This window comes from Methylobacterium sp. WL69 (assembly GCF_008039485.1).
Classification (GTDB): domain Bacteria; phylum Pseudomonadota; class Alphaproteobacteria; order Rhizobiales; family Beijerinckiaceae; genus Methylobacterium.
In genome coordinates this window covers 69,386-85,093 of the sequence record NZ_VRUZ01000008.1, presented here as the reverse complement: position 1 = coordinate 85,093, position 15,708 = coordinate 69,386, and the positions used below count along the sequence as shown (strand labels likewise).

General features: G+C 69.1%; 16 protein-coding genes. 10 read left to right on the top strand and 6 right to left on the bottom strand.

Annotated features, from left to right (window positions below; genetic code table 11):
* Positions 1-209: hypothetical protein (locus FV218_RS22625; RefSeq protein WP_210246108.1), on the bottom strand; the 209-nt coding region annotated here is incomplete at its 3' end.
* A 74-nt stretch (positions 210-283) separates the two neighbouring features.
* Between FV218_RS22625 and ruvA the strand changes: the two genes are divergently transcribed.
* The 3 genes from ruvA to bfr all read left to right on the top strand — a co-directional run bounded on the left by ruvA (position 284) and on the right by bfr (position 1,935).
* Positions 284-901: a Holliday junction branch migration protein RuvA gene (ruvA, locus tag FV218_RS04560; protein ID WP_147708860.1), complete on the top strand. Its 618-nt coding sequence runs from the start codon at positions 284-286 to the stop codon at positions 899-901.
* A 206-nt stretch (positions 902-1,107) separates the two neighbouring features.
* The gene (locus FV218_RS04555; RefSeq protein ID WP_056089217.1) at positions 1,108-1,377 is read left to right on the top strand and encodes a (2Fe-2S)-binding protein; all 270 of its coding nucleotides are present in this window, start codon (positions 1,108-1,110) and stop codon (positions 1,375-1,377) included.
* A gap of 60 nt (positions 1,378-1,437) precedes the next feature.
* Positions 1,438-1,935, top strand: a complete 498-nt coding sequence (gene bfr, locus FV218_RS04550) for a bacterioferritin (RefSeq protein ID WP_056089214.1) — start codon at positions 1,438-1,440, stop codon at positions 1,933-1,935.
* 43 nt (positions 1,936-1,978) lie between these two features.
* Here bfr and FV218_RS04545 read toward each other — a convergent pair whose 3' ends face one another.
* Positions 1,979-2,563 carry a Uma2 family endonuclease gene (locus tag FV218_RS04545; protein WP_147708859.1) on the bottom strand — a complete coding sequence of 195 codons (585 nt, stop codon included), beginning with the start codon at positions 2,561-2,563 and terminating at the stop codon, positions 1,979-1,981.
* Between the two features lie 196 nt (positions 2,564-2,759).
* On the opposite strand from FV218_RS04545, the gene ruvB reads away from it, so the two are divergent.
* Together ruvB and ybgC are read left to right on the top strand one after the other, a co-directional pair.
* Positions 2,760-3,809: a Holliday junction branch migration DNA helicase RuvB gene (ruvB, locus tag FV218_RS04540; RefSeq protein WP_082476128.1), complete on the top strand. Its 1,050-nt coding sequence runs from the start codon at positions 2,760-2,762 to the stop codon at positions 3,807-3,809.
* A 37-nt stretch (positions 3,810-3,846) separates the two neighbouring features.
* On the top strand, positions 3,847-4,293 hold the full coding sequence (gene ybgC / locus FV218_RS04535; RefSeq protein ID WP_147708858.1) for a tol-pal system-associated acyl-CoA thioesterase: 447 nt from the start codon (positions 3,847-3,849) through the stop codon (positions 4,291-4,293).
* A gap of 105 nt (positions 4,294-4,398) precedes the next feature.
* On the opposite strand, the gene FV218_RS04530 is transcribed toward ybgC, so the two are convergent.
* Entirely contained in the window at positions 4,399-5,562 is a 1,164-nt protein-coding gene (locus tag FV218_RS04530) for a methyl-accepting chemotaxis protein (protein WP_246684985.1), read from the bottom strand.
* Positions 5,563-6,063: 501 nt separating this feature from the next.
* On the opposite strand from FV218_RS04530, the gene tolQ reads away from it, so the two are divergent.
* The 4 genes from tolQ to tolB all read left to right on the top strand — a co-directional run bounded on the left by tolQ (position 6,064) and on the right by tolB (position 10,108).
* A complete protein-coding gene (tolQ, locus tag FV218_RS04525) occupies positions 6,064-6,780 on the top strand; it encodes a protein TolQ (RefSeq protein WP_056089202.1) in 717 nt (238 codons plus the stop codon).
* 27 nt (positions 6,781-6,807) lie between these two features.
* A complete protein-coding gene (locus FV218_RS04520) occupies positions 6,808-7,251 on the top strand; it encodes a biopolymer transporter ExbD (RefSeq protein WP_147708856.1) in 444 nt (147 codons plus the stop codon).
* Between the two features lie 13 nt (positions 7,252-7,264).
* Positions 7,265-8,668, top strand: a complete 1,404-nt coding sequence (gene tolA / locus FV218_RS04515) for a cell envelope integrity protein TolA (protein ID WP_246684984.1) — start codon at positions 7,265-7,267, stop codon at positions 8,666-8,668.
* Positions 8,669-8,785: 117 nt separating this feature from the next.
* The gene (tolB, locus tag FV218_RS04510; RefSeq protein ID WP_147708855.1) at positions 8,786-10,108 is read left to right on the top strand and encodes a Tol-Pal system beta propeller repeat protein TolB; all 1,323 of its coding nucleotides are present in this window, start codon (positions 8,786-8,788) and stop codon (positions 10,106-10,108) included.
* A 3-nt stretch (positions 10,109-10,111) separates the two neighbouring features.
* Here tolB and FV218_RS04505 read toward each other — a convergent pair whose 3' ends face one another.
* The 3 genes from FV218_RS04505 to FV218_RS04495 form a co-directional block, all read right to left on the bottom strand.
* Positions 10,112-11,170, bottom strand: coding sequence for a nucleotidyltransferase domain-containing protein (locus FV218_RS04505; RefSeq protein WP_246684983.1), 1,059 nt, complete (start codon positions 11,168-11,170; stop codon positions 10,112-10,114).
* Between the two features lie 132 nt (positions 11,171-11,302).
* Positions 11,303-12,535 carry an MFS transporter gene (locus tag FV218_RS04500; protein WP_147708854.1) on the bottom strand — a complete coding sequence of 411 codons (1,233 nt, stop codon included), beginning with the start codon at positions 12,533-12,535 and terminating at the stop codon, positions 11,303-11,305.
* An 8-nt stretch (positions 12,536-12,543) separates the two neighbouring features.
* Positions 12,544-14,712 (bottom strand): protein-disulfide reductase DsbD domain-containing protein, encoded by a 2,169-nt coding sequence (locus FV218_RS04495; protein WP_147708853.1) that lies wholly within the window; start codon positions 14,710-14,712, stop codon positions 12,544-12,546.
* Positions 14,713-14,877: 165 nt separating this feature from the next.
* Here FV218_RS04495 and FV218_RS04490 point away from each other — a divergent pair, with 165 nt between their 5' ends.
* Complete coding sequence (locus tag FV218_RS04490) at positions 14,878-15,663, top strand: 3-hydroxybutyrate dehydrogenase (RefSeq protein WP_147708852.1); 786 nt, start codon at positions 14,878-14,880, stop codon at positions 15,661-15,663.
* Positions 15,664-15,708: the final 45 nt, after the last annotated feature.

The following is a 15,708-nucleotide window of genomic DNA, read 5'->3' as shown; positions in this document are numbered from 1 at the left end:
GGCGTCTCCTGCGCGTGGGGGCCGGCGAGACCCAGCAGCGTCAGGGCGAGAACGGTGCTACTGCGCAGGGCGGCCTTACCCAGGGCGGCCTTACCCAGGGCGGCCTTACCCAGGGCGGCCTTACCCAGGGCGGCCTTGCCCAGGGGCGCCCTGCTCGGGCCCGTCCGGCCGGTGCTCGCCTGCGGATTGGTGACGGATCCATGCTTCATGTCGCCCCTTGGTTCTCCGGGCCGCCCGGCCAATCCTCGGACACCGCCCCGTCCCCTCTGATAAGAGACTTCGCATGATCGGCAAGCTGAAGGGCGTCGTGGATTCCTACGGAGAGGACTTCGTGATCCTCGACGTTCAGGGGGTCGGCTACGTGGTGCATTGCTCGGCCCGCACGCTCCAGCGCATGCCCGCCATCGGCGAGGCGGCGCAACTCGCCATCGACACCCATGTCCGCGAGGACATGATCCGCCTCTACGGCTTCCGCTCCGATCCCGAGCGCGAGTGGTTCCGCCTGCTCCAGACCGTGCAGGGCGTCGGCTCGAAGGTGGCCCTCGGGCTGCTCTCCGTGCTGGAGCCGGAGGCTCTGGCCTCCGCCATCGCCCTCGGCGACAGGACGGCGGTGGCCCGCGCGCCCGGCGTCGGCCCGCGCCTCGCCGCCCGGCTGGTTGCCGAACTCAAGGACAAGGCCCCGGCCTACGCCCCCATCGATCCGTCCGTCATCGCCCTCAACGGCGCCGTGCAGGACCGCTCCGCGCCCCAGCCCGTGGCCGACGCCGTCTCGGCCCTGGTCAATCTCGGCTATGCCCCGGTGCAGGCCTCGGCCGCCATCGCGGCGGTGCTGGCGGGCGCGGGGGAGGGCGCCGAGGCCAAGACCCTGATCCGGCTGGGGCTTCGCGAACTCGCCCGTTGAAACGCCCGCGCGGGATCGTTGGCGCCCAATGCAATTGTGCCCTTGACGGCATGCACGGACATTGCCAGATTCGCCCCGGGCTTCTAAAGTCCTGTAAAGACAGCAATTTCTAGTAATTCTAATCTAGCGTTCGAGACAGGGGTCGGGCCCCAGAGCCCCGGCATCCTCCCCAACGGCACGATGCCCAGCGCGAGTTTCGGTCCCGCATGATCGTCTGTTCCTGCAACGTCCTGTCCGACAACGCGGTCCGCGCCTGCCTCCATCGCGGCCCGGATTGTCCCCGCACGCCGGCCCAGGTCCAGGCCTGCCTCGGCTGCAGCCCGAAATGCGGGCGCTGCGCCCGCACCATCCGGTCGATCATGCAGAACGCCCTGCAAGCCGCCCTCGAGGAGGCCGGCCATGCGTGCTCGACGACTTGCGCAACGGGCTGTAGTTTGGTCAAGCTCCAAACTGCGGAGGAAGGGATCGCCGCCTGAGCGCCTGTGCGAGGTGCCACGCTCCCTTCCGGCCACGGTGCCTCAAGGGAGAATGGGCGGATGAAGGGTGATGCGAAGGTCGTCGAGTACCTCAATCGGGGACTGCGCAGCGAACTGACGGCGGTCAGCCAGTACTGGCTCCATTTCCGCATGCTCAACGATTGGGGCTACATCGAGCTGGCCAAGTTCTGGCGCAAGGAATCCATTGAGGAGATGAACCACGCCGATCGCTTCGTCGATCGCATTCTGTTCCTCGACGGCTTCCCCAACCTGCAGGAACTCGATCCCCTGCGGATCGGCCAGAACGTGCAGGAAATCATCGAGTGCGATCTCGCCGCCGAGACCGAGGCGCGGGCGCTCTATCTCGAGGCCGCCAAGTACTGCGATTCGATCAACGACCGCGTGTCGAAGCGCCTGTTCGAGGATCTCGCCGAGGACGAGGAAGGCCATATCGACTTTTTGGAGACCCAGCTCGAACTGATCTCCCAGGTCGGCCTGCCGCTCTACGCACAGAAGCACATCGGCGGCCTGGAGCCCATCGCGCCCGAAGCCGAGTGAGATGATACGGTCTCTCGCGGCGCTTCGGGCGCCGCGGGATTTTTCAGGGGCCGAAGACGCTCCAATAGACTTCGCTCAAGGGCAGGGACGCCTGGATCGCGACGAGTTCGAGCGTCGCGTCCATGCCCTCGATGACGCGAAAGCCGCTCCAGGCCCCATCGACCCGATCGTAAACCTCGAGGTGTGATCGGTCCCGTGCCACAAGGACGTAGTGCTGCAGTGCCGGCAACTGTTGGTAGATCCGCCACTTTTCCAGGCGGTCGCGCGCTTCCGTGCCGGGCGAGAGCACTTCGATCAGCACCGTGGGATTGTCCACCGAAGTGGCGCCCGCTTCGATGCCGCCGCACACAACGAGAACGTTGGGCAACAACGCCGCGTCGAGGGGGCGGCTCTTCAGATAGAACGTCTCGGCAAACGTCTGGCAGGACGATCCTTTCGCCCGAAAGCCTTGATGTAGATGGCTTGCGATGTTCTGGACGATCCGTCCGTGCTCCCAGCGCGCGCCGACCATCATCCGGACGACGCGGCCGCCGATCAACTCCCAGCGCTCGTTGCGCGGCTTGTCGGCCAGCAATTCCTCGAAGTCGTCGAAATCCATCCTCTCGAACTCGGCGGACGCGTTGTCCATCGTGAGCTCCCCCGACGGCCATCCGCCGACGCCGCGAATGTAGCGCGATCCGGGCTGGTGTGCGACATCGGCCCCGACAACAGTTGCTGGACGCAGGCCCCGCCGGCCCCCACCGAGAGTCCGTGTGAGCAAGCTTCCGAAATCCCCCAGGCCGTCCGGCTCCCCCAAGCCGTCCGGTCCCCCGAAATCGCCGACCCTGCACCCGCTTCCGGACTCGCTCCTGACCCCGGAGCGCCGGGAGGACGACCTCGAATCGTCGATTCGCCCCCTGAGCCTCGCGGAGTTCATCGGCCAGCGCGCGGCGCGCGCCAACATGAGCATCTTCATCGAATCGGCGAAGAAGACCGGCTCGGCCCTCGACCACGTCCTGTTCGTCGGCCCGCCGGGCCTCGGCAAGACCACCCTCGCGCAGATCGTCGCGCGCGAACTCGGGGTGAACTTCCGCTCCACCTCCGGCCCGGTCATCGCCAAGGCGGGGGATCTCGCCGCCCAGCTCACGAACCTCGAGGAGCGCGACGTGCTCTTCATCGACGAGATCCACCGCCTCAACCCGGCGGTGGAAGAGATCCTCTACCCGGCCATGGAGGATTATCAGCTCGACCTCATCATCGGCGAGGGCCCGGCGGCGCGCTCGGTGAAGATCGAACTCCCGAAGTTCACCCTGGTGGGCGCCACCACCCGCGCCGGCCTGCTGACGACGCCCCTGCGCGACCGCTTCGGCATCCCGATCCGCCTCGAATTCTACGATGTCGACGAGCTCGAACTCATCGTGCGGCGCGGGGCCCGAGTGCTGGGTCTGGGCATGTCGGAGGAGGGGGCGAACGAGATCGCCAAGCGCGCGCGGGGCACGCCGCGCATCGCCGGGCGCCTGCTGCGCCGGGTGCGCGACTTCGCCATCGTGGCCGACGCCCCCACCGTGACGCGGGCCATCGCCGACCGGGCCCTCCAGCTCCTCGACGTCGACCCGGCCGGCCTCGACGTGATGGACCGCAAGTACCTCACGATGATCGCCAAATCCTTCAACGGCGGACCTGTGGGGATCGAGACCATCGCGGCGGCGCTCTCGGAACCACGCGACGCCATCGAGGACATCATCGAACCGTTCCTGATCCAGAAGGGCTTCGTGCAGCGCACCCCGCGCGGCCGCATGCTCACGCCGCACGCGTTCCGCCACATGGGCTTTCCCGAGCCGCGCCGCGAACCGGGCTCGCAGTTCGGCCTGTTTCCCACCGACCCGGAGGCATGATGGGGTCCCTTCGAGCCCCGCCACAGGAGAGCCGCCCTTGAGCGAAACCGACCTCCCCGGCGTCCATCGTCAGCCCGTGCGGGTCTATTACGAGGACACCGACTTCTCCGGCTTCGTCTACCATGCGAGCTACCTGCGCTTCATGGAGCGCGGGCGCACCGAATTGCTGCGCGGCCTGGCCGGTGACCAGTCCGACCTGCACCGGGATGCCGCCGGCCTGCACTTCGTCGTGCGCCGGATGGTGATCGACTACGCCAAGCCCGCGCGAATGGACGACCTCCTGGACATCCGGACCTGGACGGCCGCGATGAAGGGCGCCTCGATGCATCTCGCCCAGGAGGTCCGGCGCGGGGACGAGCTCCTGGTGAAGGCCGAGGTCGTCGTCGCCTGCGTGCGAGACGGCCGGGCCATCCGCCTTCCCGATGCCCTGCGCCGCGTCCTGTCGCCCGAGGGTGACGCCGCCGGACCGCTGCCGGCGGCCTGAAGGTCGGGTGCGATGCCGGCAAAGGGCACCGCCCCCGGCCGCGAACCGGTTTTCGTCCCGCAGGCCCGGTGATGCGGCCTGCGCTCCGTTCGAGGGGGAGCCGCCTCAGATCTTGCGGACTTCGCCGAGGAAGAGCTTGACCGCCGCCGCCACGGCGTCGATCTCGCGGTTGAGTTCCGCCGTCGCGCTCAGCATGCTTTGCGCCGAGCTGGCCGAATCCGTCGCGCTCTTCGCCACCGCCGCGACGCTGGAACTGACCGTTTCGGTCCGACCCGAGGCCTCTTCGACGCTGCGGCGGATCTCCGTGGAGGTCGCCGACTGTTCCTCGACGGCCGACCCCACCGAGAGGGCGCTCTCGTCGATCCGGGCGATGATGCCGGCGATCCGCTCGATGGTGGAGGCCGTGGAGGTCGTCGCGGTCTGAATCATCGCGACCTGCCGCGAGACGTCGTCCGTGGCCCGCGCCGTCTGGGCCGCGAGCTCCTTGACCTCGCTGGCGACGACGGCGAATCCGCGTCCGGCCGGTCCGGCGCGGGCCGCCTCGATGGTGGCGTTCAAGGCCAGCAGGTTCGTCTGGCTGGCGATCTGGCCGATCATCCCGACGACCTGGCCGATATGATTCGAGTTCTCGCTGAGGGCCCGCACGCTCGCGACCGCCTGGCGGGCTTCCTCCACCGCCTCGCTGGTGACGGAGCGGGACCGGTTCATCTGCTGCGTGATCTCGGCGTTGGCGACGTTGAGCTGCTCGACGGCCTCGGCCACCGTGCGGACGTTGGCCGAGGTGCCCACCGCTCCGGTGGCGGCCGTCGCGGCGGCGTGGGAGGTCTCTCCCGTCTTCTCCAGCACCTGCCGGGCCGAGTCGCGCAGGGTGCTCGTCGCGCCGCCGGCGGTATCGAGGGCGGTCTGGATCGCGCCGTCGAACGCCGAGATCGCGTCGGTGAACGGCGTCACGTCGGCCCAGGACAGCACGGCCGCGACGTAGCTGCCCCGTGACATCACCGCCGAGACGTGCAGGTCGAGGGTCTTGGGACCCAGGCGGATCTTGGTCCGCCAGGGCAGGCGCGACGGGTTGGCGACGATGCTGCGCTGGTGACGGGGGTTCCTGTGGAACACGTCCATCGATGTCCCGACCATGCGGTCGGGATCGACCTCCCTCGGCAGGTATTCGCGCAGGGCGTGCATCGTCTCGATGCTGCGCCGGTTGGCATAGGTGATGTTGGCGCTGACGGGGTCCAGGACGAGGACATTCACCGGGAGGGCATTCAGCACCGCCTCCGAATCGATCTGAGGCGCGAATTCGACCGGTTCAACGTCGTGCGTTCGGCGCAATGCACCAAGTATCGACCTGCGGATTTTCATGACACGATTCCCAGGACATCGGATCCATATCTGATCGACTGAGATATTATTATAAACTATTGGTAAAAATTTCGTTAAATATAAGATCAGGTGAGTGACTTATTGTCTGCCTGTCATGGCGCTGTTGAGTTTCGAGCGTTGCTGCCCGCCTCGAGACTCGACGGCGGCCCGGGAGGCGAACGGGGGGGCGGGTCGTGGCCCTGCGAAGGGCGGCGGCAAGGAAATGTTAACCCTGCTGCGTGCTTAACTGCGCTCGGAGCAGTCGCGTGCGATGCACAACACAGCCCCATACTTTCGACAGATTCGCGGCCCATTGAGCGTTGAAATCGCACAAGGTTCCGGTTGAAGCGCGAGGGTCGGGCCACCGGTTCCGTGACGGCTCCGCGCGGGGTTTTATCCAAGGATCGTGTCATGAACCCAGCCGATGCCATGCAGGCGATGCCGGCCCCCGACATGACCTTGCTGGGCCTGTTCCTGCAGGCCCATTTCGTCGTCAAGGTGGTGATGGTGGGGCTGCTGGGCGCCTCCGTCTGGTGCTGGTCGATCATCGTCGACAAGACCCTGCTGTTCCGCCGCACCAAGGCCGAGATGGATGCTTTCGAGGAGGCGTTCTGGTCGGGCCGTTCCCTCGAGGAGCTCTACCGCTCGTTCAACGACAAGCCGGCGGTGGGTCAGGGCGCCCTGTTCGTGGCGGCCATGCGCGAGTGGAAGCGCTCGTTCGAGGGCTCCGGCCGGCAGATCCAGAGCCTGTCCCAGCGCATCGACAAGGTGCTCGACGTCACCATCCAGCGCGAGGTCGAGCGCCTCGAATCGCGCCTGCTGTTCCTCGCCTCCATCGGCTCGGCCGGCCCCTATATCGGCCTGTTCGGCACGGTCTGGGGCATCATGACGGCATTCACGTCCATCGCGGCCTCGAAGAACACCTCCCTCGCCGTGGTGGCGCCCGGCATTGCCGAGGCCCTGTTCGCCACTGCCATCGGGCTGTTCGCGGCCATTCCGGCCGTGCTCGCCTACAACAAGCTGCAGTCGACGGTCTCGAAGCAGCAGTCGCGCCTCGAAGGCTTCGCCGACGAGTTCTCGGCCATCCTCTCCCGCCAGATCGACGAGCGCCTGTCGCTCGTCGCCTGAGACTCCACGCAAGACCGAGGGACGATCATGGGCATGGCCCACGGAGCGGCACAGGGTGGCGGACGGCGGCGGCGCGGCCGGCGCCAGGGCGCCATCAACGAGATCAACATGACGCCGTTCATCGACGTCGTCCTCGTGCTGCTCATCGTCTTCATGGTGGCCGCGCCGATGATGACCGTCGGCGTGCCCCTCGACCTGCCGCAATCGAAGGCGAGTCCCCTCAACTCCGACACCAAGCCGGTGACGCTTTCCATCCGTCAAAGCGGTCAGGTGTTCCTGGGCGAGGACGAGCTCGGCGACGACAGCATCATCCCGAAGCTCACCGAGGCCTCAAGATCGGGCTTCGAAGAGCGCGTGTTCGTGCGCGGCGACAAGCGGGTCGATTACGGCCGGGTCGCCCAGGTGATGGCCATCGTGACCGGCGGCGGCTTCAAGAAGGTGGCCCTCGTCACCGAGCCCGACCAGAAGTAGCGGACGCGCCCCCGTGAAGCTCCCCTTCAAGCGCAACGAACCGGGCATGTGGATCTCGGCCGGCGTGCACGTCGCCGTGCTGACGGCGGCGATGCTCACCGTCGCCGCTCCCGCCCTGCCCGACGCGCAGGAGGGCGTGCCCGTCGAGGTGATGACCGAGCAGCAATATTCGGAACTCACCAAGGGCGAGACCAACGCCGACAAGCCGCAGCCGGATGCCAAGCCGCGCGCCGACCGCAAGGCGGACAAGGCCGAGGAGCGCGAGCCCGAGAACGCCAAGGTCGATGCCCCGGCCCCGCCGAAGCGCCCCGCCGACATGAAGGTCGCGAGCGCCGAGGAGATGCCGCTGCGCGTCAACGAACCCGACCCGGACAAGGACGCCAAAGCCGCCGAAGCCAAAGCCGCCGAAGCCAAGGCTGCGGAGGCCAAGGCGGCCGACGCGAAAGCCGCCAAGGCGGAAGCGGCCAAGGCCGAAGCCGCCCGCGCCGCCAAGGCCGAGGCTGCGGCGGAAGCCAAAGCGGAGGCGAAGGCTGCCGCCGAGGCCAAGGCCGTCGCCGCCAAGGCGGAAGCGAAGGCGGCCGCCGTGAAGCGCGAGCAGCTCGCCCAGCTCATCGAGAAGGAAGAGGCCGAGGCGGAGGCCGCCGCCAAGGCGGACGCTGCGAAGGCGGCCGAGAAGGCCGCCAAGGCGAAGGCGGATGCCAAGGCCCGTGCCGAGGCCGAAGCCAAGGCCGAGAAAGCGGAGGCCGAGAAGGCGCGTGCGGAGGCCAAGGCCCTGGCCGAGAAAGCCGCCAAGGCCGAAGCCGAGCATCAGAAGCAGGTCGCCGAAGCGAAGGCGGACGCCGAGGCTGCGGCCAAGGCCGATGCTGCCGCGAAGGCCAAAGCGGAGGCCGCCGCCAAGGCGAAAGCCAAGGCCTTGGCCGATGCGAAGGGCAAGGCCGATGCCGAGGCCAAGGCGAAGAAACAGGCCGAACTCGCCGAAAAGTTCAGCGCCGGCGACATCCGCCAACTGCTGGCCTCGAAGGCGCCCTCGCAATCCACCGGTGCCACCGGTCGCGATGTGCAGCGCACGGCCTCCCTCGGGGCCGCCTCGGGCAATTCGCAGCGCCTGTCGCCGTCCCTGCGCGAGGCCCTGGTCGGCATGCTCCAGCAACAGATCGAGCGCTGCTACGTCGCCCCCCCCGGCGCGGCGCAGGGCGTGATCCTGCCGATGCTCGACATCCGGCTGAACCCGGACGGGGCGCTCACCACGGAGCCCCGGATCATGCGCGGCGGCGCCAACGCCGTCGACCGCTCCATCGCGGAAGCGGCGCAACGCGCCGTGCGACGCTGCGCGCCCTACAAGATTCCCGCCCAGTACGCGCCGTATTACAACGACTGGAAGGCGATCAACGCGGAATTCGAGTTTTCGCGGGTCTGATGCGCCGGACCCGATCCATCGACCCGGGCCGCTCGCCCGCGCCGTGAGCCTGCTCGCGCGACGTGACCACCGTGCGCGACCGCCCGGACAGATAGTCCCAAAAAGTCGGAACCGACCATGCTCCCCAGTCCCGCCGCGCGCCTTGCGCCCCTCCTCGCCGCCCTGGCTCTCGTGCTGTTCGGCCTCGCCGGGCCGGCGCGCGCGCAGCTCAACCTGCGCATCGGCGGCGGCGCGTTCCAGCCCATGCCCATCGCGGTCACGGACTTCTCGGGCGATCCGAGCCTCGGCCTGCTGGTGTCGAGCGTGGTGACGAACAACCTGCGCCGGTCGGGCTACTTCGTGCCCGTCGAGAAGGCGAAGTTTCCCGAGAGCCCCGGCTTCGATGCGGTGCCGGGCTTCGACAAGTGGCGCACGGCCGGGGTCCAGGCCCTGGTGACGGGGCGGGTCTCGCGCGATCCATCGGGCAAGCTCAAGGTCGAGTTCCGGCTGTGGGACGTGACCTCGGGCCAGCAGATGACGGGCCAGCAATACGGCGCCGACACCGCCAACGCCCGGCGCACGGGTCACCTCATCTCGGACGCCGTCTACACCAAGATCACCGGCCTCGGGCCGTGGTTCGACAGCCGCATCGCCTTCGTGGACGAGTCCGGCTCGAAGGAGAACCGCCGCAAGCGCCTCATGGTCATGGACCAGGACGGCGCCAACGTGCGGGCCCTCACCAACGGCGAGACGGCGGTGGTCGCCCCGCGCTACTCGCCCGCGACTCAGGACATCGCCTTCATGACCCAGGCGACGGGCCAGCCGCCGCGCATCCAGGTCATCAACCTCGAAACCGGCGGCCGCCAGGCGGTGGGCAAGGCCGGTTCCATGAGCACGAGCCCGCGCTTCTCCCCCGATGGCCGGCGCCTCGTCATGAGCGTGCAGGAGGGCGGCAACGCCGACATCGTGGTGATGGATCTCGGCTCCAAGGCGCAGACGCCGATCACCAACGGCAACGCCATCGACACCTCGCCGACCTTCTCGCCCGACGGCAGCCAGATCGTGTTCGAGTCCGATCGCGGCGGCTCGCAGCAGGTCTACGTCATGAGCGCCACGGGCGGAAACCCGACCCGCATCTCCTTCGGCGAAGGCTCGGCCTCGCAGCCGGCTTGGTCCCCGCGCGGCGACCTCATCGCCTTCACCCGCCAGCGCAAGGGCGGGTTCGCCATCTGCGTGATGAAGCCGGACGGCTCGGGCGAACGGGTGCTCACGGAGGGCTTCCACAACGAGGGCCCGACCTTCGCGCCCAACGGCCAGTACGTGCTGTTCTTCCGCGATCCCGGCGGCCAGGGCGGCGGCAAGCTCTACATGGTCGACATCACCGGCAAGGTGGAGCAGCCGGTGCCGACGCCGTCCTACGCGTCCGACCCGACGTGGTCGCCGCTGCTGGCGGGCAAGTAGGAACTACCAGTCCGGTTCGAGGCGGGGCGTCCCCGAGGCCGCGTCCCGCCTCGCGGCGGTCAGGAGCGTAGCCTGTTCGCGCAGGGCGCGCGGCAGGGCGGTTAGGGCCGGATCGTCGAAGTGCAGATGTGGCAGGCGGCTGGTCACGAGACCGGCGACGAGATCTGCCTGTGCCCGGTCGCGCTGGCGCTTGAGTGGATCGCGATCCTGGCGCTCGGCGAGCCAAAGCTTGTGCAGGGCGAACGCCCGTGGGTCGGGAACGACCATGGTCAGGGGGTAGCCGCGCGCATCAAGGACCGTTGCCACGGCCTTCGGACTGTTCACGAGCCAGCCCAGCCCCTCAATCTCCACCGCTTCGAGGTCCGTTGCCTCCGAGCCGATTCGGCTTCGCGGAGACTTGGCCATCCGGTCCTTCATCGTCGGCATGATGAGATCGACGAGGTAACCGTCCCGATTGACGGCACGGAATCCGTTCCGCCCCAACACCTCGAACGACCGATCGACCTTTCGTAGGAGGCCCACCACACCCGTGGCCGAAACCTCGGGCGCAAGGAGTCGCAGGGAGCGGCGGGCGTCGAACAGGAGATCGACATCCGCTGTCGCGAGATGCGCACTGGCAATCTGCACGCCTGCCAGCCGTTCGTAGGCGAACAGGGCATTTGTCCCCACGACCTCGATACCAGTCCCAATCAGACCCGCCTCGTCCAGGGCGCGGAGGATTCGCGCGGCGATGACGGGCAGGCGTCCGAGGTTCAAGGCGCGATTGACCGGCGCCATGGCGTCGAGACGTTTGGTGAGCCCTGCGATCCGTTCCTGCAGGCGGGCCCGGCCTTCGTGGAACTGGGTGGCAATCGCCTCCGTCTCGGGCGTGCGTGGTCCGAGGGATTTCCAGGCTTCGCGCCGTTTCCGATAGAGGTAGTCGCGCCCACCCACGGTCTTCCAGGACATCGAGCCCGCGTACCGTCGCGCCCACTCGGCCCGCGCCGTCGCGAAGCTGGAGAACACTTGGCCGACATCGATGGTCTGTCGTGCCTGATCGCCACTCAAGTCGCTGAGGGACATCGGATTATCCCTGATGCAGGCATTTGTTGCCGCCGGAGGGATAATGACGCACTCCGAGCCGAGAAGCGATTGGTTTGGCAGCGATTATCCATATCCCGTCGGGAATGACGCGCGGGAGGGATAATCGGCGTTTCACCCCACCGGCAGCAGCCGGTCCCGTGCCTTGAGCGCCGGAAAGATCCGCCCCCACGCGGCGGCGACCAGGAGCGTCGCGAGGCCGCCGAGCACCACCGCCGGCACGGCGCCGATGAGGGCGGCGAGCGTACCAGATTCGAACTCGCCGAGTTCGTTGGAGGCGCCGATGAAGACGGTGTTCACCGCCGAGACCCGGCCGCGCATGGCATCGGGCGTCTCGCCCTGGACGAAGGTCTGGCGGACGTAGACGCTGATCATGTCGGCGGCCCCCGTGACGAACAGGCAGGCCATGGACAGGGACAGCGAGGTCGAGAAGCCGAAGCCCACGGTGGCGAGGCCGAAGACGCCGACGGCCTGCAGCATGCGGAGGCCGGCATGGCGCTGGAGCGGCCGGTAGGCGAGGAGGACGGCCATCAGAACCGCACCCGCAGCCGGCATGCTGCGGAGCGCCCCGAGGCCGAGGGGGCCGACATGCAGCACTTCCGCCGCGAAGATCGGCAGCAGGGCGGTGGCGCCGCCGAGCAGCACCGCCACGAGGTCGAGGCTGATGGCGCCGAGGACCACGGGATGGTCGCGGATGTAGGTGAGGCCGGCCGAGAGGGTCGCCCAGGTCACGGGCGGGCGTTCGGTGACGGGGGCGGGGCGGAACCGGATCGCCGCGATGAGGGCGCTGGCGAGGGCGAAGCTGAGGGCCGCCGTGCCGAACACCACCGCCGGGCCTAGGGCGTAGAGGAAGCCGCCGAGCGCCGGTCCGAGGATCGAGGCGCTCTGCCAGAGCGAGGCGTTCCAGGCGATGGCCGAGCCGAACAGGGTGCGGGGCACCAGGGTCGGCAACAGGGCCTGCAGGGCGGGATTGGCGAAGGCGCGGCCGGTGCCGATGACCACCACCAGGGCGTAGATCGGCCAGATCGCCCCGGTGCCGTAATGGGCGAACGCCAGGAGGCCGAGATCGGCCGCCGCCAGGGTGGCGTAGGCGAGCGCCGCCACCACGCGCCGGTCGTAGGTGTCGGCCACGTGGCCGGTGATCAGCGCCGCGAGCATGGCGGGCAGGAAGCTCGCGAGGCCAACGAGGCCGAGCGCCAGGGCGGAGCGCGTCAGGTCGTAGACGAACCAGCCCACCGCCACCGCCTGCATCTGGAAGGCGAGGCCGGTGAGGAAGCGGGCGGTGCCGTAGAGGCGAAAGTCGCCGTTGCCGAACACGGCCCAGCGCGGCGCGGACGAATCGGTCATGGGGTCGATCAGCGCTCCGCTGGCGCCAGGGCGGCGCTGCGGGGCACGGCCGGAAGGGCCGCGAGGGCGTCGAGCACTGTGCCGGCCGTCAGGATCTGCGGCAGCACCACGGGTGTGCCCTTGCCCCCGTAGAGCAGGTAGAGCGGCACGCCGCTGCGGCCGTGGCGGGCGAGGAAGGCGGTGATCTCCGGATTCTGGTTGGTCCAGTCGCCCTTGAGATAGGTCACACCACGCGCGGAGAATGCCTCGCGGACGGCTTGGCTCCCGAGCGTCGTGCGCTCGTTGACTTGGCAGGAGATGCACCAGGCCGCCGTCATGTTGACGAAGACCGGCCGGCCCTCCGCGACGAGGGTGTCGAGCCTCGCCTGGCTGAACGCCTCGGTGCCGTCCTGGCGGGCGACAGCGGCGGCACGATCCTGCGACAGGCCGAGGGTGAGGACGGCCAGGCCCGCGAGGGACACGAGCGCCATGCCGCGGGCGACCCAGGTCCAGGCCGGCCGCGCGCCATGGCTGCGTTCCCAGGCCCAGGCGGCAAACCCGACGAGGACGAGGCCCAGCAGGGCGGCGAGCAGCCCCGGGGGGCCGACCTGCTGCGCTAGGACCCAGACGAGCCAGGCGGCGGTGGCGTAGATGGGGAAGGCCAGGACGCCCTTGAGCGTGTCCATCCAGGCGCCGGGCCGGGGCAGGGCCCGCAGGGCGGGCGGCCACGCGGTCAGCACCAGGAAGGGGAGGGCGAGGCCGAGGCCGAGGCTGGCGAAGACCGCGAGGCCCACGGCCGGTTCCTGGGTCAGGGCGAAGCCCACGGCCGAGCCCATGAACGGCGCCGTGCAGGGGGTCGCCACCACGGTGGCGAGGACGCCCGTGAAGAACGAGCCCTGAAGTCCCGAGCGCCGGGTCAGGCCGTCGCCGAGGCCCGCGATGCCGCCGCCGAGATGGACGACGCCCGACAGGCTGAGCCCCATGCCGAACAAGAGGTAGGCGAGGGCCGCCACCACGACGGGCGATTGCAGCTGGAAGCCCCAGCCGATGCCGGCTCCGGCCCCTTTCAGCCCGATGAGCAACCCGGCGAGGCCGAGGAAGGCCGCCAGCACGCCGGCGGTGTAGGCGAGGCCGTGCAGGCGCACCCGGCCGGGCGATTCCCCCGAATGCCGCACGAGGCTCAACACCTTGATGGACAGGACCGGGAACACGCACGGCATCAGGTTGAGGACGAGGCCGCCGAGGAAGGCGAGGCCGACGGCGCTCCACAGGGTCAGGCTGTCTTCCTCGGCCGGGAGCGCCGGGGCGACGGCCGGGGCGTCCGCGGCCGGGGCGGCGATGGCGGGGGCCTCGCCCAGCGCGTAGGCGCGCCGGACCGGGCCGTCGGCCGTCGTCTCCTCGAAGGTGAGCACGCCGGGCAGCGTCGGGGGGGCGGGCTCTTCGGCATTGCCCCGGACGAGGCCGAGATGCAGCCCAGCGGCATCGATCCGCACGTCCTGCGGGGCGGCGTTCTCGATGGCGGTTTCGGCGTAGGGGAAGAACGCCACCGCCTTCACCCCGTCGGGCGTGAGGGCCGGTGCCTCGACGGTGAGGGTCAGGCGATCCTTCGTGGCCCCGTATCGCACCGGCCAGGGCGCGGGCACCGGCACGGCGGCGCGACTTTGCGCGAACAGGGCGCGGGTCTGCGGGTTGGTCCCCGTGCTGGTCCCGGCCTGGGCGACCGGCAGGGTGAGCCGCAGGTCCGCCGTGCCGGGCACGCATTCCCTCTCGCAGACGAGGTAGCTCAGATGCGCCTTGAGGGTGACGGGCCTGCCCGGCGCGAGGGTCTCGGGCGGCGTCACCTGCGCCAGCAGCACCGTCTCGCCCTCGTAGCCGAAGTTCATGAGGTGGGCGACGGGGATGCGGTGCGGTGCCGGCCAGTCGAGGGCGCCGGCCGTAAAGCCCGCCGGCAGGGCCCAGGTCACCTCGGGCGGCAGGCCGGAATCACCGGGATTGCGCCAGTAGACGTGCCAGTCCGGCCGCATCACCATGCGGATGCCGACGGTGAACGGCTCGCCCGGCCGGATCGCCGCGGGCTCGGCCACGAGGCTCGCGGTGACGAGGTCGGACGGCGGCTTGAGCCCTTGGGCCGACCCTTGTGCCGACGCGCCTGCGAGGCCGGACAGGGTGAGGGCCAGCAAGGCGAGGAACCGGATCATGGCGTCTCTGTGCGTCACCCGTGACCGACCCCGTGACGAAGCGGCATGGTCCGTCGCTATAGCATGCCGCGCCCGGGGCGGAGCGCATCGACTTGCCGCGCCCCGTCGGGCAGGATTTTCGGCGATGGACCTACGCGCCTCGGCGCGCGACCCCGGAGACGTCCCATGAGCCTCAAAGCCAGAACCGCCGTCGTGACCGGCTCCACCAGCGGCATCGGCCTCGCCATCGCGCGGGGCTTCGCTGGGCAAGGCGCCGACGTGGTGCTCAACGGCTTCGGATCGCCAGAGGCCATCGAGGCGGCCCGGGCCGGCATCGAATCGGAGTTCGGCGTCCGCGCCATCCATTCCCCGGCCGACATGACCAAGCCCGACGAGATCGCCGGACTCATCAAGCTCGCTGAAGAGACCTTCGGGGCCGTCGATATCCTGGTGAACAACGCTGGCGTTCAGTTCGTCTCGCCCATCGAGGATTTTCCGCCGGAGAAGTGGGAGCTCATCATCGCGCTCAACCTATCCTCGGCGTTCTACACCATGCGGGCGGCGATTCCCGGCATGAAGGCGCGGGGCTGGGGCCGGATCATCAACACCGCATCGGCCCATTCCCTCGTGGCCTCGCCGTTCAAGGCGGCCTACGTGGCGGCCAAGCACGGCATCGCCGGCCTCACTAAGAGTGCCGGGCTCGAACTCGCCACCCACGGCATCACGGTAAACTGCATCTCGCCCGGCTACGTCTGGACGCCCCTGGTGGAGAGCCAGATTCCCGACACCATGAAGGCACGCGGGCTGACCGAGGAGCAGGTGATCAACGACGTGCTCCTGAAGGCCCAGCCGACGAAGGAATTCGTCACCGTCGATCAGGTGGCGGCCCTGGCGGTGTTCCTGTGCTCGGATGCGGCGAGCCAGATGACCGGTTCCAACATCGCCATGGATGGCGGCTGGACGGCGCAGTAATCCGAGCGGTCCGCGCCGCCCCGGTGGGGCGGCGCGGCGACAAGC